Annotated in this window: 21 protein-coding genes; 8 read left to right on the top strand and 13 right to left on the bottom strand. The window is 71.7% G+C overall.

Going from position 1 to position 17,376, the window contains the following annotated elements:
• Positions 1 to 376: 376 nt before the first annotated feature.
• The 6 genes from JYK17_RS18130 to JYK17_RS18105 all read right to left on the bottom strand — a co-directional run bounded on the left by JYK17_RS18130 (position 377) and on the right by JYK17_RS18105 (position 2,692).
• Positions 377 to 859, bottom strand: coding sequence for a hypothetical protein (locus tag JYK17_RS18130; protein WP_164932296.1), 483 nt, complete (start codon positions 857 to 859; stop codon positions 377 to 379).
• Positions 856 to 1,518, bottom strand: coding sequence for a helix-turn-helix domain-containing protein (locus JYK17_RS18125; RefSeq protein ID WP_128803669.1), 663 nt, complete (start codon positions 1,516 to 1,518; stop codon positions 856 to 858). Before JYK17_RS18125 ends, JYK17_RS18130 begins: the two co-directional genes overlap by 4 nt.
• Positions 1,515 to 1,796: a hypothetical protein gene (locus tag JYK17_RS18120; RefSeq protein WP_128803668.1), complete on the bottom strand. Its 282-nt coding sequence runs from the start codon at positions 1,794 to 1,796 to the stop codon at positions 1,515 to 1,517. Before JYK17_RS18120 ends, JYK17_RS18125 begins: the two co-directional genes overlap by 4 nt.
• Positions 1,789 to 2,058 (bottom strand): hypothetical protein, encoded by a 270-nt coding sequence (locus JYK17_RS18115; protein ID WP_128803667.1) that lies wholly within the window; start codon positions 2,056 to 2,058, stop codon positions 1,789 to 1,791. Before JYK17_RS18115 ends, JYK17_RS18120 begins: the two co-directional genes overlap by 8 nt.
• A gap of 197 nt (positions 2,059 to 2,255) precedes the next feature.
• Positions 2,256 to 2,447, bottom strand: coding sequence for a hypothetical protein (locus tag JYK17_RS18110; RefSeq protein WP_128803665.1), 192 nt, complete (start codon positions 2,445 to 2,447; stop codon positions 2,256 to 2,258).
• A complete protein-coding gene (locus JYK17_RS18105) occupies positions 2,447 to 2,692 on the bottom strand; it encodes a helix-turn-helix domain-containing protein (protein WP_128803664.1) in 246 nt (81 codons plus the stop codon). The genes JYK17_RS18110 and JYK17_RS18105 overlap by 1 nt, the downstream gene beginning before the upstream one ends.
• 206 nt (positions 2,693 to 2,898) lie before the next feature.
• On the opposite strand from JYK17_RS18105, the gene JYK17_RS18100 reads away from it, so the two are divergent.
• Positions 2,899 to 3,411, top strand: a complete 513-nt coding sequence (locus JYK17_RS18100; RefSeq protein WP_128803663.1) for a helix-turn-helix domain-containing protein — start codon at positions 2,899 to 2,901, stop codon at positions 3,409 to 3,411.
• An 877-nt stretch (positions 3,412 to 4,288) separates the two neighbouring features.
• Here JYK17_RS18100 and JYK17_RS18095 read toward each other — a convergent pair.
• Positions 4,289 to 5,863, bottom strand: coding sequence for a recombinase family protein (locus JYK17_RS18095; RefSeq protein WP_222810787.1), 1,575 nt, complete (start codon positions 5,861 to 5,863; stop codon positions 4,289 to 4,291).
• Positions 5,864 to 5,927: 64 nt separating this feature from the next.
• Between JYK17_RS18095 and JYK17_RS18090 the strand changes: the two genes are divergently transcribed.
• A complete protein-coding gene (locus tag JYK17_RS18090; RefSeq protein ID WP_108009995.1) occupies positions 5,928 to 6,713 on the top strand; it encodes a TVP38/TMEM64 family protein in 786 nt (261 codons plus the stop codon).
• 4 nt (positions 6,714 to 6,717) lie between these two features.
• Here JYK17_RS18090 and JYK17_RS18085 read toward each other — a convergent pair whose 3' ends face one another.
• A complete protein-coding gene (locus JYK17_RS18085; RefSeq protein ID WP_108009997.1) occupies positions 6,718 to 7,887 on the bottom strand; it encodes a thiolase family protein in 1,170 nt (389 codons plus the stop codon).
• Between the two features lie 119 nt (positions 7,888 to 8,006).
• Between JYK17_RS18085 and JYK17_RS18080 the strand changes: the two genes are divergently transcribed.
• Both JYK17_RS18080 and JYK17_RS18075 read left to right on the top strand, forming a co-directional pair.
• A complete protein-coding gene (locus tag JYK17_RS18080; protein WP_108009999.1) occupies positions 8,007 to 8,477 on the top strand; it encodes a winged helix-turn-helix transcriptional regulator in 471 nt (156 codons plus the stop codon).
• Positions 8,478 to 8,613: 136 nt separating this feature from the next.
• Entirely contained in the window at positions 8,614 to 8,799 is a 186-nt protein-coding gene (locus JYK17_RS18075; RefSeq protein WP_108010001.1) for a hypothetical protein, read from the top strand.
• Here the strand turns inward: JYK17_RS18075 and JYK17_RS18070 are convergent.
• Positions 8,783 to 9,763, bottom strand: a complete 981-nt coding sequence (locus tag JYK17_RS18070) for an LLM class flavin-dependent oxidoreductase (RefSeq protein WP_222810786.1) — start codon at positions 9,761 to 9,763, stop codon at positions 8,783 to 8,785. The genes JYK17_RS18075 and JYK17_RS18070 overlap by 17 nt on opposite strands.
• A gap of 129 nt (positions 9,764 to 9,892) precedes the next feature.
• Between JYK17_RS18070 and JYK17_RS18065 the strand changes: the two genes are divergently transcribed.
• Complete coding sequence (locus JYK17_RS18065) at positions 9,893 to 10,378, top strand: nuclear transport factor 2 family protein (protein ID WP_108010005.1); 486 nt, start codon at positions 9,893 to 9,895, stop codon at positions 10,376 to 10,378.
• Between the two features lie 71 nt (positions 10,379 to 10,449).
• Positions 10,450 to 12,024, top strand: a complete 1,575-nt coding sequence (gene lnt, locus JYK17_RS18060) for an apolipoprotein N-acyltransferase (RefSeq protein WP_222810785.1) — start codon at positions 10,450 to 10,452, stop codon at positions 12,022 to 12,024.
• On the opposite strand, the gene JYK17_RS18055 is transcribed toward lnt, so the two are convergent.
• Both JYK17_RS18055 and JYK17_RS18050 read right to left on the bottom strand, forming a co-directional pair.
• Positions 11,948 to 12,853 carry a Gfo/Idh/MocA family protein gene (locus tag JYK17_RS18055; protein ID WP_222810784.1) on the bottom strand — a complete coding sequence of 302 codons (906 nt, stop codon included), beginning with the start codon at positions 12,851 to 12,853 and terminating at the stop codon, positions 11,948 to 11,950. The genes lnt and JYK17_RS18055 overlap by 77 nt on opposite strands.
• Before the next feature lie 13 nt (positions 12,854 to 12,866).
• Positions 12,867 to 14,051, bottom strand: a complete 1,185-nt coding sequence (locus tag JYK17_RS18050) for an FAD-dependent monooxygenase (protein WP_222810783.1) — start codon at positions 14,049 to 14,051, stop codon at positions 12,867 to 12,869.
• A 97-nt stretch (positions 14,052 to 14,148) separates the two neighbouring features.
• Here JYK17_RS18050 and JYK17_RS18045 point away from each other — a divergent pair, with 97 nt between their 5' ends.
• Positions 14,149 to 14,751: a TetR/AcrR family transcriptional regulator gene (locus tag JYK17_RS18045; RefSeq protein ID WP_108010013.1), complete on the top strand. Its 603-nt coding sequence runs from the start codon at positions 14,149 to 14,151 to the stop codon at positions 14,749 to 14,751.
• A gap of 77 nt (positions 14,752 to 14,828) precedes the next feature.
• Entirely contained in the window at positions 14,829 to 15,350 is a 522-nt protein-coding gene (locus JYK17_RS18040) for a DinB family protein (RefSeq protein WP_108010015.1), read from the top strand.
• Between the two features lie 596 nt (positions 15,351 to 15,946).
• On the opposite strand, the gene JYK17_RS18035 is transcribed toward JYK17_RS18040, so the two are convergent.
• Both JYK17_RS18035 and JYK17_RS18030 read right to left on the bottom strand, forming a co-directional pair.
• The gene (locus JYK17_RS18035) at positions 15,947 to 16,471 is read right to left on the bottom strand and encodes a hypothetical protein (protein WP_108010194.1); all 525 of its coding nucleotides are present in this window, start codon (positions 16,469 to 16,471) and stop codon (positions 15,947 to 15,949) included.
• Between the two features lie 148 nt (positions 16,472 to 16,619).
• Positions 16,620 to 17,303 (bottom strand): uracil-DNA glycosylase, encoded by a 684-nt coding sequence (locus JYK17_RS18030; protein WP_108010017.1) that lies wholly within the window; start codon positions 17,301 to 17,303, stop codon positions 16,620 to 16,622.
• Between the last annotated feature and the right edge of the window lie 73 nt (positions 17,304 to 17,376).

Below are 17,376 nucleotides of genomic sequence, written 5' to 3'. Positions count from 1 at the left end.
CCCGGCGCAGGCGAGATCTCTGGAGCACAAGCAGCGCGAGCGCATTGCTCCTCCTTCGCCTTCGCTTCCGCGCGCGTCCTGTCCGCTGACGCGGATGACGTTGACGCCGGGTCGGCGGTCTGGGACCCGTTCCGCGCAGGGAGGGTCTGCGGGGCCTCTGTACGGAGAACAGGCCCCTCGTCTCCCTTCGCTCCCTGTCCGGCCGTGCATGACCCGGGGGCGGGTGACGTTGACGCGGAACGGGTGGTCTGGGGCCCGCCCGGCGCAGGCAGGGTCTCGGGAGCCGCGAAAGTGGACAGCTCCTCACCTGCCTTGGCTTCCGCACCGGCCCGGTTCACGGCGGCTGCGGACGGCTTTGACGCCGGGCGGGTGGTCTTCATCGGCCGGTCACCGTCCCGAACGTGATGCCGGGGGTGGGCGCGGTCCGGGCGTGGGCGGCGATCTCGCGCATCTGCTCCGCCCAGCTCGGGGAGAAGTCGCGCGGGGTCTGGCCGGCGAGGGCCTTGAGGACGTCGCCGTGGATGGAGTCGAGGGCGACGACCGGCTCGGGCAGGCCGCAGATCTCGGTCAGTCCGCGCGCGATGTTCGCCGGGTTCCATCCGGTGAACACGACGGGCCCGGCGTACGGCTGGAGGGGCGCGCCGAGGCTGTAGAGCAGGCAGGTGCCGACGGGGTTGCGCGGGTACTTCTTCGGGTCGAGGAGGCCGCAGTCGTTGACCCAGCCGGTCACGGCGAGCCGGGCGTCGAGGCGGACGCGGGCGCGGCCTTCGACTCCGATGACGGCTTCCCAGTCGAGTGCGCCGTCGTGGTGGGTGAGTTCGCCGTCCGTGGCGATGATCGCGTACCGGAGGGATGTCATGATGCGGGCCTTTCGTGGGTCTGGGCGGGGTCGCCGATGAAGCGCAGGCGCAGGGCCCAGACGGATTCGTCGCGGGCGAGCTCCACTTCGAAGGAGCCGCGGGGCTTGAAGTCGCGGATCAGGCCGGCCCGGATGCGGTAGGCGGCCCTGAGCGCGGACTGGCGGGACGTGTAGGGGCCGGTGGTCAGCCACTCGCCGGGCTGCTCGCGCAGCTGGCGCGCACGCTTGCGGTAGAGCTGCGTCCAGCCGGTCGCGCTGCGGCCTCGGACCGGTTCGGGCAGGCGGACGTGGTCCCGGGTGATCCAGCCGTTCATCACGCAGATGGCGACGGCCTGGTCGACGGTGTCGGCGTTGAGACGGGCGCAGGCCCGCTGACGGCGCGTGTAGATCGTCGGCAGGGCCAGGCCGAGGCGGCGGGCGGACTCCTTGGGAGCTTCGCCGTTCGCCGCGTCGATGAGCGCCGACAGGTGCACCTCGTACAGCGGGCACGGCACGCCTGCTTCGTCGGCCGGGCGGTGCTTGGCGACGGCCTGTTCGATGGCCTGAAGGGTGGCCAGGTTGTTGTCGCCGGAGGCGGCGCCCCACAGGTCCTCGATGAACGCGGCGAGGTCGTCGGCGGCGAGCTTGGCGGCCCACGGGAAGGCGAGGGTCTGTGTCACGGCCGGCCGCCTTCCAGGCGCCGCTTCAGGGCGGCGTTCTCGGCCTTGAGGCGGGCGACGGCGCCCATGTAGCGGGGCAGCGCGTCGCGTGCATGCTCGATGAACTGGAGGACGGGCAGCCGTTCGCTGTCGACCCACGTTTCGAGGAAGCAGATGGGTCCGGCCTGGTCCGGCAGCCGGGGCGGTTCGACGGACTCGATGGTCCAGGGGCCGTGCGGCGCGGCCGCGATGATGTCCTGGGTCTTCTTCAGGTCCTCGTCGGTGGGCAGGTCAAGCACCGGTGCCACCGCCCTCGGTGGTCTTGCGGCGCAACAGGTCGGTCTCGAACGGGATGTACTGGACCTTGCCGTCGAGGACGTCGCGGATGGTGCCGCTGACGACCAGGACGCGGTCGCCGAGAATGGCGGCACGCTTGGGGCCTGGCGGCACGTCGAGGGCGTCGCGGATGGCCGCCAGGAGGTCGCGGAGGTCGTGGTTCTCGGCCTCGGGTGCGCTCTTGCCCCCGGTGACGTGGAGCTGGTGTGCGATGCTGTTGGGCATCGGGTCCACCTCGGTTCTCTCAAGGTGCTGGGTTGGTGGGCCGAGGGCCTGTCGGCGGCTACCGGCGGGCCCTCAGTGCGTTCAGGAGCCGAGTGGCCGCGGGGTGCGGCACCGCCGGCACGCCATCCGGAGCACTGGGTTGCGGTGCCCGCAGGCCTCGCAGATCCAGCGGCAGACGACGTCGATCAGGGCGCGCATCAGGCCGCCGCGGGCGCGGCCGCCGCCGATGGGGCGAGGCCGGAGAGCAGGACCGTCAGCCGGGTGATCTCCACGTCGGTGAGCCCGCAGGTGGGGCAGTCGGCGGGGTTTGCTCGGCCGTGGTCGCAGGGCTCGTTCCAGCCGGCCTCGAAGGCTTCGTCGGCTGTGCGGCAGATGCGCGCCCGCGCCATCAGGCAGCGCTCTCGGTGCCGGGGGTCGACGGGCCCTCGTCGGGCAGCAGGTCGGCGATCGTGCAGCCGAGTGCTGTGGCGATCTTGCCGAGGTTGGCGGGCGAGAAGTTCGCTTTGCCCTTCTCGACCATCGACACGAGCTGCTTGCTGACCCCGGCGCGCTCGGCGAGCTGGGTCTGGTTCATCCCCGCCTCGATCCGCTTGCGCCTGAGGCGCACTCGGTCTGGTTCGGTTCGCGTTCTCATGTGCAGAACAGTAAGAGGAGGTATCTGACAGTACAACCCCTACCGGTCAGTAGCTCTGACTTTCTTTGACATGAGCTCTCGGGGTTGTACCGGTTGCGCCTCGAAGTGTGGAGATTGTGTGAGGAGCCCTAGCGGGCCCTCCGTCAAGGTTCGATACAGTCCAAGACAGTCCAACATCCCCGTATACAGAGGAGAGGTTCCCGATCATGGGAGCACCGGCGACACCCCCACCGCCGGAGGCGACGCTCATCCGCCTCGTAAGGGAGGCAGCCGGACTGAGTCCGGAGGTCGCGGCGGCGCGCATGGACATCAAATTCTCAGGCAGCCGCTGGCGCCAGATCGAGCGCGGCTGGCGGAAAGACAGCGACACCCAGGTCATCGCCCCACCGACGACCCTCGCCCACATCTGCTGGACACTCGGCATCAGCGCGGACCGGCTCGCCGAGACCGGCCGCGAAGACGCCGTGCTGATCCTGCGGGAACTCGAGCGGTCGAAGGCGCCGGCCGCGCAGGAACGCCAGGAGGCGGCCCCGTTCGCGGAGCTCGAGGAATGGCAGCAGCGGGTGATCCTGAACGCACTCGACGAACGGCCCCGGACCGCACAGGAGAAGGCGCTCCTGTTGCGCACGCTGGCCGCGAAGATCGAGGCGCAGGGCGACGAGGAAGAAGCTCCCGACGAAGAGCCGAGAGCCCGTCAGTTCCCGGGCCGTAGCGCGTAGTAAGCCCATACCTAACGCTTCATCACGACTCCGTCACGATCGGCATTTATGCGTCTGACGGAGTCTATTTCTGTCGCATTCTCATCACCTGTACGACGCATTCAAGTCAACCGTGTGCTGCTCGACGGGGGTGGGGATGCTTCCCATCATTGCGGGCGCACTCGGCGCAATTGCTCTTGTCGTGGCGCTGCTCTTCCGGCGGCTGAGTCAACTCAGCCGGCAGCTCATGGTGCTACGCGTCGAGCGCGACAGCGAAAGAATCCTTCATCAGATTGGACTCCACCCAGGACCGACCCTGTTAGATCTGGCAGGACCGGCGAGCGAACCGGTCAGGCGGAAACGGCACCTCACCCTGTACGTGGGCGGCCTTGCGGCAGCCGCGGCCAGGCTGCGCCACCTCGGGCGCCATCATCCAGGCGCCACTGCGGCCGTCGGAGCCGCCACGGTGGCGGCCGTCTGCACCACCGCCGCGCTCCTGGCCCTGGGAGGCGGGCCGCCGCCACCCCACCGAGGCCACGGAGCGCCGCCGGCCATCACGTCGCCAGGACCCAGCGGCACAGCAAGCGTCTCGCCGGAACCCACCCAGACAGGGACGACGAACGCGCCGTCACCGTCAGCCAGGGGCCCCTCCGCAGGATCGGGCTCCGACGAAGGAGGTGATGCGGCGATGTCCTCGAGCGGGCCCATCGCCCAGCAGCCGCCCACCCCGCCGGGCACCGGGCCGGGCGGCGAGCCACCGCCGGGCGGCCCGACAGCCAGCAGCCCCGGGCAGCCGCCGGGTTCCAGCCCACCGGCGACCACCGCGCCGCCGACCGCAGGCCCTCCCCCGACCTCGGCGCCGCCTCCTCCGACGATCGGTCCGGGCGCTCCGCCGCGGCTATGCGTCGACGTCCGCACGCTCGTCGAGCTGAAGCTGTGCCTCGGGCTGTGAGCTGCCCTCCGACGTGGCCCCGAGCGACATCCGGTGCAGCTTCACACTGGCCGGATTGAAGCCGGGGCCACTGCGGCCCGCGTCGAGGACCTCGATGCTGTACAGCGCCGCGATCACGTCATGCCGCACGTCAACCGGCTCCGCCTCCCACGCCTGACGGCTGATCCCGGCCATGCGCGTCAGCAGCCGCTGCCGCGCGGTCGTCGCCAGCTTCTGCCGCAGCTCGCGGATCTTCTTGTCGAAGCTGGCCAGCGACAGCATCGCCAGGCCCGCGTCGACGTCCGGATGGTCGGCGAGGTCCTGGAGCTGCTGCACCGTGTGCGCCTTGCGCGCCTCCAGCGCCGTGATCTGCGCGGCGATGTCCGGTGCCCCGTCCGTGGCCGCGGCGTGCAGCTCGGCGAGCAGCCGCGGCGAGCTCAGCAGCCGCAGCACGCGGCCGGTGACGTAGGCGTCCAGATGCTCGGCGTTGCGCGACATGTGGCACTTCGAGCAGTCGTACACGCGCCGCGGATCCGACTTGCGGATCGGCTTGGTCCGCCACTCCGCACAGCCGCACCGCCCGCAGGTGATGGCGCCGGTCAGCAGGTACTTGCGCGCCGGGCCGGGGTTCGGCTTCTCCTTGCGCTTTTGCGCCCGCAGCGCGATGAGGGCCTCGCGTTCCTCGTTCGTGATGACGGCGTCCCAGCTGGCCTCGTACAGCACCCCGTCGCGTTCCATCATCCCGGCGATGCGCGGCGCCGTGAGCACGTTCCACAGCACCTTCGACGTCCACCGTCCGCCCTGGGTCGTCGTCGACACCGAGTTCATGTAGGCGAGGCCGCCGTTCACGGACAGGCCGGCCAGCATGCGCCGGGCCACCTTCGCCAGGTGCTCCGTCTCTTCAGGGACGGGCAGGTTGAAGTCGAGGATGGGCACTTCGGTCTGCCCTCCCGTCTCACGGTCGACGACCGTGCGGGTCTTGCCCGTCGGCGCGCCCCACCCGTACGGCCGGTGGCCGCCCTGCTGGCTCTTGCCGTGCCGGGTGACCATGCGCGTGTAGCCCTCTTTGCGGCGGCGGGAGAGGTTGTCGACCTCGCGGCAGGCCTGCGCGGCCTCGATGCGCAGGACGAAGCGGTCGTCGGGGCTGGACAGGTCGCGGACGCCGCTAACGGAGGCGAGCGGGATGTGCCGGGTGTCGGCGATGTTGAGGAGCAGCTCGAGGTCGTACGGCTGCCGGATGAGCCGGTCACCGTGGTAGGTCATGATCCCGTCGTGGTGGTGATCCGCCTTGGGATCGCCGGGGATCAGCTTGCCGCTGTCGCGGTCGAGTGTGAGCAACATCCTGTCCCAGTCGGGGCGTTTCCTGTCACGCCGCCACGCGGAACGGGAGTTGTCGACGTAGACGCAGCAGAAGTCCGGCCAGGTCAGACGGGCTCCCGCCTCGCGGCCGCGTTCCTCCTGGTGCTCGCACTTCTCCAGGGAACCGTCCGGAGCGTATGAGAGTCTCGTGTACAGGCAGGGCCGTTGCGGGATCTCCAGCACGCGCGGCCTCCTTCCGGGGCATCTGACTATGATGCCTCGAAGTCGGTGTTTTCTAGGGGGTCAAGTGCTCGATGCCACCAACCGCTCTGGGGGCACCGCCACGGCCTCTCCCCCGGCCGCCACCACACAACTCGCCGTCGCCGCGCCCGGGCCCGTGCCCGCGCCCGTGCCCGCGGGCCTGAATGCGCGCTGCACGCGCGTGCTGCACTCGCCCTGGTCACGGCTGTCGCTGCTCGTCCTGCTGCTCGCCGCCGCCGCGAGCGCCGTGCTGATCTACGAGCCGCAGAAGCTGCTGGCGCACGGCTGGCCGCCGCAGCTCGGCGGGGCCGCGGCGACCGTGGTCTTCGCGGTGGCGTACGGCCTGTGCACCGTGGCCTTCGTGCCGCGGCCGCTGCTGAACCTCGGGGCGGGTGCGCTCTTCGGCTCCCAGCTCGGTACCGGGGCGGCGCTGGCGGGCACGGTCCTGGGCGCCGGGATCGCCTTCGGCCTCGGCCGCGTGCTCGGCCAGGACGCGCTGCGCCCGCTGCTGCGGGGCAGACTGCTGAACGCCGCGGACGGGCAGCTGAGCCGGCACGGCTTCCGCTCGATGATGGCGGTCCGGCTCTTCCCGGGGGTGCCGTTCTGGGCCGCGAACTACGGTGCCGCGGTCTCCCGTATGGGCTGGCTGCCCTTCCTGCTCGCGACGGCGCTCGGCTCCGTTCCGAACACCGCCGCCTACGCCGTGGCCGGCGCCCGTGCCTCCGCGCCGACGTCGCCCGCCTTCCTGATCGCCATGGCGTGCATCGCCGTACCGGCGCTGGTGGCCGCCGTGGTGGCCTGGCGCAAGCGGCACCACCTCAGAAGTCGCTAGGCCGTCACGCGGCTTCCAGGATCATCGCGTTGGCCAGGCCGCCCGCCTCGCACATCGTCTGCAGGGCGTAACGCGCGCCACGCGCGCGCATGGCGTGCACGAGGGTGGTCGTCAGTCGGGCGCCGCTGGCGCCGAGCGGGTGGCCGAGGGCGATGGCACCGCCGTGCACGTTGACCTTGTCGAGGTCGGCGCCCGTCTCCTGCTGCCAGGTCAGCACGACGCTGGAGAACGCCTCGTTGACCTCGAACAGGTCGATGTCGTCGAGCGACAGACCCGCCCTGCGCAGCACCTTCTCGGTCGCCGGTACGACTCCCGTGAGCATCAGCAGCGGGTCGCTGCCGGTGACGGCGAAGCTGTGCAGCCGCGCGAGCGGGCGCAGCCCGAGGCGGGCCGCGGTCTCGCCGGCCATGATGAGCACCGCGGAGGCGCCGTCGTTGATGGGGCTCGCGTTGCCCGCGGTGACGTTCCACTCGATCTGCGGGAAGCGCTCGGCGAAGCCGGGGTCGTGGTAGGCGGGCCGGAGGCCGGCGAGGATCTCGGTGGTGCTGCCCGGCCGGACGCACTCGTCGCGTGTGACGCCCTCCAGGGGCGCGACCTCGGCGTCGAACAGGCCCTGCTGCCAGGCAGCGGCGGCCTTGTGGTGCGAGGAGACGGCGAAGGAGTCCATCTGCTCGCGGGAGATGGACCACTTGGCGGCGATGAGTTCGGCGCTGATGCCCTGCGGGACCAGGCCCTCGGGGTAGCGCGCGGCGACGCCGGGGCCGAAGGGGTCCTTGCCCTCCGGCACGTTCGACCACATCGGCACCCGGCTCATGGACTCCACGCCGCACGCCACGACGATGTCGTACGCGCCCGCCATGACGCCCTGCGCGGCGAAGTGCACGGCCTGCTGGGAGGAGCCGCACTGGCGGTCCACGGTGGTCGCCGGGACGGTCTCGGGGAAGCCCGCCGACAGGGCGGCGTAGCGGGTGGTGTTCATGGCCTGCTCGCCGACCTGGTCGACGGTGCCGCCGATGACGTCGTCGATCAGCGCGGGGTCGACACCGGAGCGTTCGACGAGGGCGCGCAGGGTGTGGGCGAGGAGCTCGACGGGATGGACGTGGGCGAGGGCGCCACCCGGCTTGCCCTTGCCGATCGGGGTGCGTACGGCTTCGACGACGACGGCGTCACGCATGTGCGGGCCTCCATGAGGAGCAGTGACCGGACCACTGCCGGACTACCAGTGAGTAGGAAATCCAAACTCACCATAGCTCTGCGAGTTGGAAAAACAAACCCTCCCCTAGACTGGGCCTCATGGCCGCCCCGAAAGATCCGCGCCCCTGCTCCATCGCCGACACGCTCGCGCTGGTCGGCGAGAAGTACTCGCTGCTCGTCCTGCGGGAGGTGTGCCTGGGCAACGGCCGCTTCGACCAGCTGGTGCGCAACATCGGCGCCCCGCGCGACATCCTGGCCACCCGGCTGCGCCGCCTCGTCGACGCCGGGATCCTCGCCAAGCGCGTCTACAGCGAGCGGCCCCAGCGCTTCGAGTACCGGCCCACGCAGGCGGGACTCGACCTGGAACCGGTCCTGATGACCCTCATGGAGTGGGGCGACCGTCATCTGCGCACGCAGGACGACCGCCCCATGGTCATCGAGCACATCTGCGGCACCGAACTCGTCCCCGTGGTCACCTGCGGGGCCTGCGGCGAGGCGGTGCGCCACGAGGATCTGACGGCCCACCCGCAGGCCGAGGGCTGGACGGTCTCGGGACCGTCGGCGGCCTGACCAGGCTCAACGGCCTTGCGACAAGGGCGAGTTCAGGGTTCCGCCGGGTGGGGACGGCGAAATCCGTGACCCATGACATACGGTCTGGGTAGCCGTCCGGTAGCGCGCTGTCAGGTCTTCCCCCTAGGCTTGTGCCATGTCCCCCGACTCCATGACCCCTGGTTCCGTACGCTTACGGTCGGCCGCCGAGGTGAACGAGCAGATCCGCGCCCTGTGGATGCGCGCGGGCGGCACCCTGTCGGCCCAAGAACGCGCGGAGTACGAGCTGTTGGTGGTCGAGTGGGCGGCCGCGATCCGCGCCGACGTCATCGAGGCGGCGTGACCGCCTTCCGCACGAGTTCGTAGGAACGCAGGCGGTCGGCCAGGGCGTGGACCGGCGTCACCAGCATCAGTTCGTCCGCCCCGGTCGCTTCCACCAATTCCGCCAGCCGCCCGGCGACCGTGTCGGGGGTGCCGAGCGCCTGCTGCGCGCGGAAGGCCGCCAGCGCCTGCGCCTCCTGCTCGGTGAAGGTGTGGGTCGCCGCCTGCTGCGGCGTGGGGAAGGGGAAGTCTCCCCGCCCCTGCAGCAGTCCGGCCTTGACCACGTCCATCGGGCCCGCGAGCCAGGCCGCCTCCTTCTGCGTCTCGGCGCACACCGTCTCCACGCAGATCAGCACACGGGGACGCTCGCACCAGCGCGAGGGGACGAAGTGCTCGCGGTAGTGGGCGAGTCCGGCGAGCGTGTTGTCGGGGCGGATGTGATGGGCGAAGGCGATCGGCAGGCCGAGTTCCGCGGCGAGCCCCGCACCGGCCGTGCTGGACGCCAGCAGCCACGGCTCGGGGAGCGTGCCGAGCGCGACCTCGTCCACCAGGAAGCGCAGGATCGCCGAGACGTCGCTCTTGTACTCCTCGTCCGTCGTCGGTCCTGCGCCCCGTCGCAGGGCCCGTGCCGTCGGCTCGTCGAAGGTGCCCGGGCCCCTTCCGACGCCCAGGTCGATCCGGTCCGGGTGCAGTGCGGCCAGGGTGCCGAACTGCTCCGCCAGCATGATCGGGGCGTGGTTCGGAGCGAGGACGCCACCGGAGCCCACCCGCAGGGACGACGTCGACGCGGCCGCGTGCGCGCTCAGGACCACGGGCGGAAACGCTCCGATGGCCGGCGAGTGGTGGTGCTCGGCGTACCAGAGCCGCCGGTAACCGAGTTCCTCGATGCGCCGGGCGAACGCGGTGGTGTCCCGGAGCGTGTCCACGGCCGGGGCGCCCGACTGCACCATGGCCACTTCGAGCGCGCTGAGCGGCGTGGTGATCATCCGGCCAGTATAGGAAGCGCCCGTCGGCGCCCGGGCGGGGTGGCCTGCGAACGGCGGGCGCGGACACGGAAGTTGGGTTGTTGCCGTACACCCCTTGGCCCAACACGCCCCATGCCCAACACTTGGCCGATGACCCAGCGCGTGGAGCTTGCGACCGTGATGGACCGGCTGGCCGTCGACGAAGTCGTCACCGACTACGCGGCGGCCGTGGACGACGGCGACTGGGAGGCGTACCAGCGGCTGTTCACGCCCGACGGGCGGGCGGACTACCGCTCGGCCGGCGGCATCGAGGCGAGCGCCCGCGAGGTCGCCGCCTGGCTCGCCGAGAACCTGCGCCTCTTCCCGATGCGCCAGCATCTGATCGTCAACCGCCGGGTGCGGTTCGAGACCCTGGACCAGGACACCGGCGACATCGCGCGCGTGCGGGCCGACTACGTCAATCCGATGCGGTTCACCGCCGACGGCGCCGAAGCGGCTGCTCCCGACTTCGTGTGCGGCGGCCGCTATGCCTTCGGGCTGCTGCGGACTCACGACGGCTGGCGGCTCACCGACGTGGTCGTGGAGGAGAAGTGGCGGCGCCTGCCCGAGCCGCACGCCGCGCATGTGACCGACTGATCACCGGTGGCTCTGTCCACGATCAGCGAAAACACGCACACTGGAGCTCCTGGCGGGTAGGGAGGCTCTCCATGAAGTCCTTCGGTCACTGGCTCGCCTCGCCGTGGCGCCGCTCCGCGCTCGCCGCGCTGGCCGGCGCCCTGCCCGTGCTGGCCTTTCCCGCCCCGTCGCTGTGGTGGTTCGCGTATGTCGCGCTGGTCCCCTGGATCGTGCTGATCCGTTCGGCACCGACCGGGAAACGGGCCGCCTACGACGGCTGGAGCGGCGGTTTCGGCTATCTGCTGGCGGTGCACCACTGGCTGCTGCCGAGCCTGCACGTGTTCATCTTCCTCATCGCCGTGCTCCTGGGCGCACTGTGGGCGCCGTGGGGCTGGCTCGTGCGGCGCTTTCTGGGCGGAGCGCCCGGCCCGGGGCGCGGACTCGCCGCCCTCGCCGTCCTGCCGTCGGGCTGGCTGCTGGTCGAGCTGGTGCGGTCCTGGCAGGGCCTTGGCGGTCCCTGGGGCATGCTCGGCTCCAGTCAGTGGCAGGTGGAACCCGCGCTGCGGCTCGCCTCGGTCGGCGGGGTGTGGCTGCTGAGCTTCCTGGTGGTGGCCGTCAACGTCTCGGTAGCCGTACTGGTGTCGGTGCGTGAGTCGAGGGTCCCGGCGGTGGCGGGCCTCGTCGCGACGGCCGCCGCGACCTCGGCGGCCTGGGTGTGGTCGCCGCGCCCGGACGTCGACGGCCGGACGCGGATCGCCGTCGTGCAGCCGGGCGTCGTCGACGGTGCCGCGAGCAGCGACCGGCGCTTCGACCGCGAGGAACGGCTGACCCGGCAACTCGTGGGACGCGACGTCGACTTGATCGTCTGGGGCGAGAGCAGCGTCGGGTACGACCTCGGCGACCGCCCGGACCTCGCGCGGCGGATCGCGTCGCTGGCCCGCGCGACGGGGGCCGACATCCTGGTCAACGTGGACGCCCGGCGCTCCGACAGGCCCGGTATCTACAAGAGTTCGGTGCTGGTCGGCCCCGACGGTCCGACCGGCGACCGCTACGACAAGATGCGGCTGGTGCCGTTCGGTGAGTACGTCCCCTTCCGCTCGGTGCTCGGCTGGGCGACCTCGGTCGGCAAGGCGGCCGGCGAGGACCGCAGGCGCGGCACCGAGCAGGTCGTGATGGACGTCGGGCACGGGCTGAGCATCGGGCCGATGGTGTGCTTCGAGTCGGCGTTCCCGGACATGAGCCGCCATCTCGCGGAGGACGGCGCGGACGTCCTCATAGCCCAGTCGTCGACGTCGTCGTTCCAGCACAGCTGGGCCCCCGAGCAGCACGCCTCGCTCGCCGCGCTGCGCGCCGCGGAGACCGGACGCCCCATGGTGCACGCGACGTTGACCGGCGTCTCGGCGGTGTACGGGCCGAGCGGGCAGCGGATCGGCTCCTGGCTCGGCACGGGTGCGAGCAGCTCGCGGCTGTACGACATCCCGCTGGCGCACGGCACCACCCCGTACGTCCGCTACGGCGACTGGCCGGTGCAGGTCTCGCTGCTCGTCCTCGCCGTGTGGAGCGTCAGCGAGGGCGTACGGACCGTGCGGCTCAGGCGGCCCGGTCCACCACCGCGCGTACCACGCGCTCGCACAGCTCATGAGTCGCCAGTGCGTCACGGGCGCTGAGCACCTTGCCCGCGCGCACGGCGTCGAGGAAGGCCAGCACGGCCTGTTCGATGCCGCGCTGCCGGGCCACGGGCACCCAGTCGCCGCGCCGGCGCACGGTGGGCTGGCCCTTGTGGTCGATCACCTCGGCGAGGTTGAGCACCTGACGCTTGGTGTCCTGTCCCGACACCTCGAGGATCTCCTCGGTCGAACCGCTGAGCCGGTTCATCACGCCCAGCGCGGTGAACCCGTCGCCGGACAGCTGCAGCACGATGTGGTGCAGCAGCCCGTCCTCGACGCGGGCGCGCACGGTCACGTCGTCGACCGGCCCGGGGACCAGGAAGCGCAGCGTGTCCACGACGTGGATGAAGTCGTCGAGGACCATCGTGCGCGGCTCCTCCGGCAGCCCGATCCGGTTCTTCTGCATGAGGATCAGCTCGCGCGGATGGTCGGCGCACTGCGCGTAGCCGGGTGCGTGGCGCCGGTTGAAGCCGACGGCGAGCGAGACGTCGCGCTCCTCTGCGAGGGCCACCAGCCGCTCGGAGTCGGCGAGTTCGTAGGCGAGCGGCTTGTCGACGTACGTCGGCACGCCCGCCTCCAGGAGCCGGGTCACGATCTGCGGGTGCACGGCGGTGGGCGCGTGCACGAAGGCGGCGTCCAGGTCCTGGGCGAGCAGCGCGTCCAGGGTGGCGTGCCGGTGGTCCACCGGGAGGTGCAGGCCGTCACCGACGCGGTCGAGGGTGGCCGGCGTCCGGGTCTGCAGATGCAGTTCGATTCCGGGCAGGGCCCCGAGCACCGGGAGATAGGCCTTCTGCGCGATGTCGCCGAGTCCGATGCAGCCGACCTTCACGGGGTGGTCTCCTCTAGCGCTTGCCTGCCGGTGTGCTGCCGGAAGCATACGGCTGCTGCGGCGGGCGCCAGCCGGCCACGGAGTCGAAGCTGCGCAGCAGGAGCCCGGGAACCGCCTTGGACAGCACGACGATCGCGGTGTCGCGGACGGCGGTCCGGGCGCGACCGGACATCAGGTTGAGGCGGGCGGCCCGGACCGATTGCCGTGCGATCGCGGTCGTACGGGGCAGCCGGGCGGCGCTGTAGGCGGCGAGGTCGTCGTGGTGGTGGGCGAGGACGATCGCGTCCTCGACGGCCTGGTTGCCGCCCTGTCCGAGCATCGGCGGCATGGCGTGCGCGGCGTCGCCGAGCAGGGCCACCCGACCGCTGTGGTAGGCGGGCAGCGGCTCGTCGAGGTGGTGGACGTCGTGGCGCAGGACGCCCTCGGGGCCGGTCGCGGCGAGGACGGCGGGGATCGGGTCGTGCCAGTCGCCGAAGCGGCGCAGCAGTTCCGCCTTCTCGTCGTCCGGAGCACGCTCACCGGCCGGGGCGACGGCGGCCGCGTAGGCGTAGATCCGGCCGTCCTTGAGCGGCTGCGTGCCCCACAGGCAGCCGCTGCCCCAGGTCTCGTGGGGGGCGAACTCGACGCCGGGCAGCGGGACGACGATCCGCCAGGTGGTGAAGCCGGAGTAGATGGGGCCGGGGTGGTGCGGGAAGAGGGTGCGGCGTACGGCGGAGTGGATGCCGTCGGCCGCCACGACGAGTTCGGCCTCCCACTCGCCGTCGGGCGTGCTCACCCGGGCCGGCCGGTCGGCGTCGCCGGGGTCGGTGAGGGTGGCCGCGGCCGCGGTGCGGACGGCGCCCTGCGGGATCCGGGCGGCGAGGCTGGTGACGAGGGTGGCCCGGTGCAGCAGCACGAGCGGTCCGCCGAAGCGCTCGGCGGACGCGTCGGCGCTGGAGCGGGAGAGCCAGCGCCCGCCCGGGGTGCGCAGTCCCGCGTCGCCCTGCCAGGCGGCGAGGTCCCGGATCTCGTCGCCGACGCCGATGACGTCCAGGGCGCGCAGGGCGTTGGGGGTGAGCGAGATCCCGGCGCCGACCGGCTCCAGGGAGTCGGCACGCTCCAGCACGGTGACCCGCATGCCGCGCTGGTGCAGGGCCGCGGCCGCGGTCAGGCCGCCTATGCCGCCGCCGATCACGACGGCCCTTCCGGGGTGTGCCATGACTCCTCCTTCTGTACGGCCCGCGCATCACTACAGGTGTAGTGCGCGCATGCGCCGACTGTACTACAGCTGTAGTGCCCCAGGTAGGTTGGTCTGCATGTCGACCTCCGTCCCTGTGGGCACCCCGAGCGCCTCACGCGCCGACCTCGTCGCGGACACCGCGCTCGCCCTGCTCGCCGAGCGCGGGATGCGCGGACTGACGCACCGGGCGGTCGACGAGGCGGCCGGGCTCCCCCAGGGCTCCACGTCGAACCTCGCGCGAACGCGGCAGTCACTGCTGGAGCTGGCGGTGCGGCGGCTGGCCGACCGTGAGGCGCGGGTGCTGGCGCTGCACGAGATGCCGGACCCGGCGGCCGGGCTCGCCGGCCTGGTGGACGCGCTGGCCCTCGCCACCCACCGCGCCCTGACCCGCAACCGCGAACTGACGCTCGCCCGCTACGAACTGGCCCTGGAGGCCACCCGCCGGCCCGAGCTGCGCGCGCACTTCGACGCGGCCGGCGCCCGCTTCCGCGATCAGCTCACCGGCATGGTCACGGCCATGGGCTCGACCGACCCGGCCCGGCACGCCCTGTCCCTCGTGGCCTGGGCGGACGGCCTGATGTTCTCCTGCGTGGCGGGGTCGTTCAGCGCTCAGGTGCCGAGCCTGGGCGAGGTGCGGGCCGGCCTGCAGGAGCTGCTGGACGGGATGCTCGGGAAGTGAGCCGGAGGGAGTGCTGCGAGGACCTCCGGCTGTGAAATCGACTGGTACGGGATCGGCGCACGGGACAGGATGCGGGCATGACCACCGAGCGCCGTGAACCCGCCACCACCGCCGACGAACGCACCATGCTGGAGGGCTGGCTCGAGTATCACCGGCAGACCCTGGCCTGGAAGTGCGAGGGCCTGAGCGACGAACAGCTGCGGACCTGTTCCGTGGAGCCCTCCACCCTCTCCCTCATGGGTCTGGTGCGGCACATGGCCGAGGTGGAGCGCAGCTGGTTCCGCCGGGTCCTGGCGAACGAGCCGGACGAGCAGGCCGGGCCCATCTACTACAGCGACGACGACCCGGACGGCGACTTCCGGCTCACCGACGCGGACACCTGGGCAAAGGCCCACGCCACCTGGCAGGCCGAGATCGAGGCCGCGCGCGGCCATGCCGCCCGCTTCGCCCTGGACGACCTGTCCGCGGGCAAGCACCGGCGCACCGGCGAGCGCTTCAACCTGCGCTGGATCTACACCCACATGATCGAGGAGTACGCGCGCCACAACGGCCACGCCGATCTGCTGCGCGAACGCATCGACGGCGCCACCGGCGACTGACGTCACCCGCGCCGCGCGCACCGCCCCCGTACGGGGCGGGAGATCACCCGTGCGGGGCATCCTCCGCCCGTCCGCTGTCCTCCGGGCCGCCGGACCCGTCATCGTTGCGCGCGTGCAACGAACGACGACCACCGCAACGCTCCTGGTCACCGTGGCCGTCTCGGCCCTCACAGGCTGTGTGACCGTCCAGCAACCACCCGGGCCCCGGCCCACCGCCGCCCCGCCCCACCCGCGCGGTGACACCGAGCCACAGATCGTGCAGGCACCGGCCCGCGAGGCGCTGGAGATGATCGGACCGTCCCGGCGCCCGAAGCCCAAGACACCGCAACGCCATCGCCCGTCGCCGCCGCCGAAGGCTTCGGCCCCGACCGCACGAGAGCCCGCACCCGCGCCGAGCAGACACCCCCGCCCTCCTACGACGCACCCGACGACGGAGCCGCACCGTCAGCCACACGTCGACATCCCGGACCTGACCAACGGAACGGGCCTCTGCGCCCTCGGCAGACAGTACGGGGGGTGGCGGGCCGACAGCCCTGAGGCGGCCATCTGCGAGCAGACTTACGGGCGTTGAGGGAGTGGGGTCCTGGCCGAACGAGCTAGGGCCGCTGTCGTGGCGGTCCCCAGCCGCCCCCCTCCGTGGTCGGGTCCTCGTCGGCCAGGCGCAGTTCCATCCGGGCGATGGCTGCTCGCATCCCGTCGCCGTAGGTGTCGTCCGCGAGTGCGCCCGCTGCGCCGCGGGCGCGGCGTACGTGGGTGCGGGCCGCGGCACGGTGGCCGAGTCGGACGTAGTCGGCTGCCAGGTTCAGATGGAGCGAGGGGTAGAGCGCACGCACCGCGAGCGCATCCTCGTGCTCGGCGGGGCGGTCGCCGGTGAGTTCCTCAGCGGCCGTCAACGCCCGTAGGTCCCAGGTGAGTTCGTCCGCCGGGTCGTCCTGGGTGTCGGCCATGTAGTGGGCGAGGGTGCAGCGGTGCAGCGGATCGCCGTCCTCGCCGATCTCCGTCCACAGCTGCAGGAAGCGGTGCCGGGCCTCCTCGCGGTCACCGGCGTGATGGAGCATGACGACCTGCCCGATCCGCGTCATCACGGCATCCGGCGCCGTCTGCTCCTGTCCCTGGGCCACCGCGTCCTCCGCACACTCACCGACATTCACCGACACTCACCGGCTGCTCGCCTGTCCCGGTCGACGCTAGCCGCAGCCCGCGGCATTCCCGGTCAGGCGACACCGGGCCGGTTTCGGGAGGACCGGCCCGGCGGTGTTCTCGGCCCACTCAGCCGAGGTTGGGGATCGTCCAGTCGATCGGCTGGTGGCCCTGGCGCGCGACCGCCTCGTTGATCTGCGTGAACGGGCGGGAGCCGAAGAACTTCTTCGCGGACAGCGGGGAGGGGTGCGCGCCCTTGACCACCACGTGCCGGGTCTCGTCGATCAGCGGGAGCTTCTTCTGCGCGTAGTTGCCCCACAGCACGAAGACCGCGGGGTCGGGGCGCTCGGCGACCGCCCGGATCACCGCGTCGGTGAACTTCTCCCAGCCCTTGCCCTTGTGCGAGTTGGCCTCGCCGGCGCGGACCGTCAGCACCGCGTTGAGCAGCAGCACGCCCTGCCGGGCCCACGGCATCAGATAGCCGTTGTCCGGGATCGGTGTGCCGAGCTCCTCCTTCATCTCCTTGTAGATGTTGCGCAGGGAGGGCGGGGTCTTCACACCGGGGCGGACGGAGAAGCACAGACCGTGGCCCTGGCCCTCGCCGTGGTACGGGTCCTGGCCGAGGATCAGGACCTTCACCCCGTCGTACGGCGTGGCGTCCAGCGCGGCGAAGACCTCCTCGCGCGGAGGGTAGACGGGACCCTGCGCCCGCTCCTCCTCGACGAACTCCGTCAGCTCCTTGAAGTAGGGCTGCTGCAGCTCGTCGCCCAGGACCCCGCGCCAGGACTCGGGCAGCATGGCGATGTCGGTCACGTCAACGTCCTTATGTCGTGCGGTCACTTCAGGTCTCAGAACCTACAGGCGACCACTGACAACGGCCTCGCCT

This window comes from Streptomyces plumbidurans, from assembly GCF_019857225.1.
Lineage (GTDB): Bacteria > Actinomycetota > Actinomycetes > Streptomycetales > Streptomycetaceae > Streptomyces > Streptomyces plumbidurans.
This window is presented reverse-complemented; position numbering and strand designations above follow the sequence as displayed.

What these genes read in the sequence shown, in the direction of transcription:
- JYK17_RS18130 (WP_164932296.1), bottom strand. Translation starts at nt 859, where the DNA reads ATGACATCCCTCCGGTACGCGATCATCGCCACGGACGGCGAACTCACC.
- JYK17_RS18115 (WP_128803667.1), bottom strand. Translation starts at nt 2,058, where the DNA reads ATGCCCAACAGCATCGCACACCAGCTCCACGTCACCGGGGGCAAGAGC.
- JYK17_RS18110 (WP_128803665.1), bottom strand. Translation starts at nt 2,447, where the DNA reads ATGGCGCGGGCGCGCATCTGCCGCACAGCCGACGAAGCCTTCGAGGCC.
- JYK17_RS18105 (WP_128803664.1), bottom strand. Translation starts at nt 2,692, where the DNA reads ATGAGAACGCGAACCGAACCAGACCGAGTGCGCCTCAGGCGCAAGCGG.
- JYK17_RS18100 (WP_128803663.1), top strand. Translation starts at nt 2,899, where the DNA reads ATGGGAGCACCGGCGACACCCCCACCGCCGGAGGCGACGCTCATCCGC.
- JYK17_RS18085 (WP_108009997.1), bottom strand. Translation starts at nt 7,887, where the DNA reads ATGCGTGACGCCGTCGTCGTCGAAGCCGTACGCACCCCGATCGGCAAG.
- JYK17_RS18080 (WP_108009999.1), top strand. Translation starts at nt 8,007, where the DNA reads ATGGCCGCCCCGAAAGATCCGCGCCCCTGCTCCATCGCCGACACGCTC.
- JYK17_RS18075 (WP_108010001.1), top strand. Translation starts at nt 8,614, where the DNA reads ATGTCCCCCGACTCCATGACCCCTGGTTCCGTACGCTTACGGTCGGCC.
- JYK17_RS18070 (WP_222810786.1), bottom strand. Translation starts at nt 9,763, where the DNA reads ATGATCACCACGCCGCTCAGCGCGCTCGAAGTGGCCATGGTGCAGTCG.
- JYK17_RS18065 (WP_108010005.1), top strand. Translation starts at nt 9,893, where the DNA reads ATGACCCAGCGCGTGGAGCTTGCGACCGTGATGGACCGGCTGGCCGTC.
- lnt (WP_222810785.1), top strand. Translation starts at nt 10,450, where the DNA reads ATGAAGTCCTTCGGTCACTGGCTCGCCTCGCCGTGGCGCCGCTCCGCG.
- JYK17_RS18050 (WP_222810783.1), bottom strand. Translation starts at nt 14,051, where the DNA reads ATGGCACACCCCGGAAGGGCCGTCGTGATCGGCGGCGGCATAGGCGGC.
- JYK17_RS18045 (WP_108010013.1), top strand. Translation starts at nt 14,149, where the DNA reads ATGTCGACCTCCGTCCCTGTGGGCACCCCGAGCGCCTCACGCGCCGAC.
- JYK17_RS18040 (WP_108010015.1), top strand. Translation starts at nt 14,829, where the DNA reads ATGACCACCGAGCGCCGTGAACCCGCCACCACCGCCGACGAACGCACC.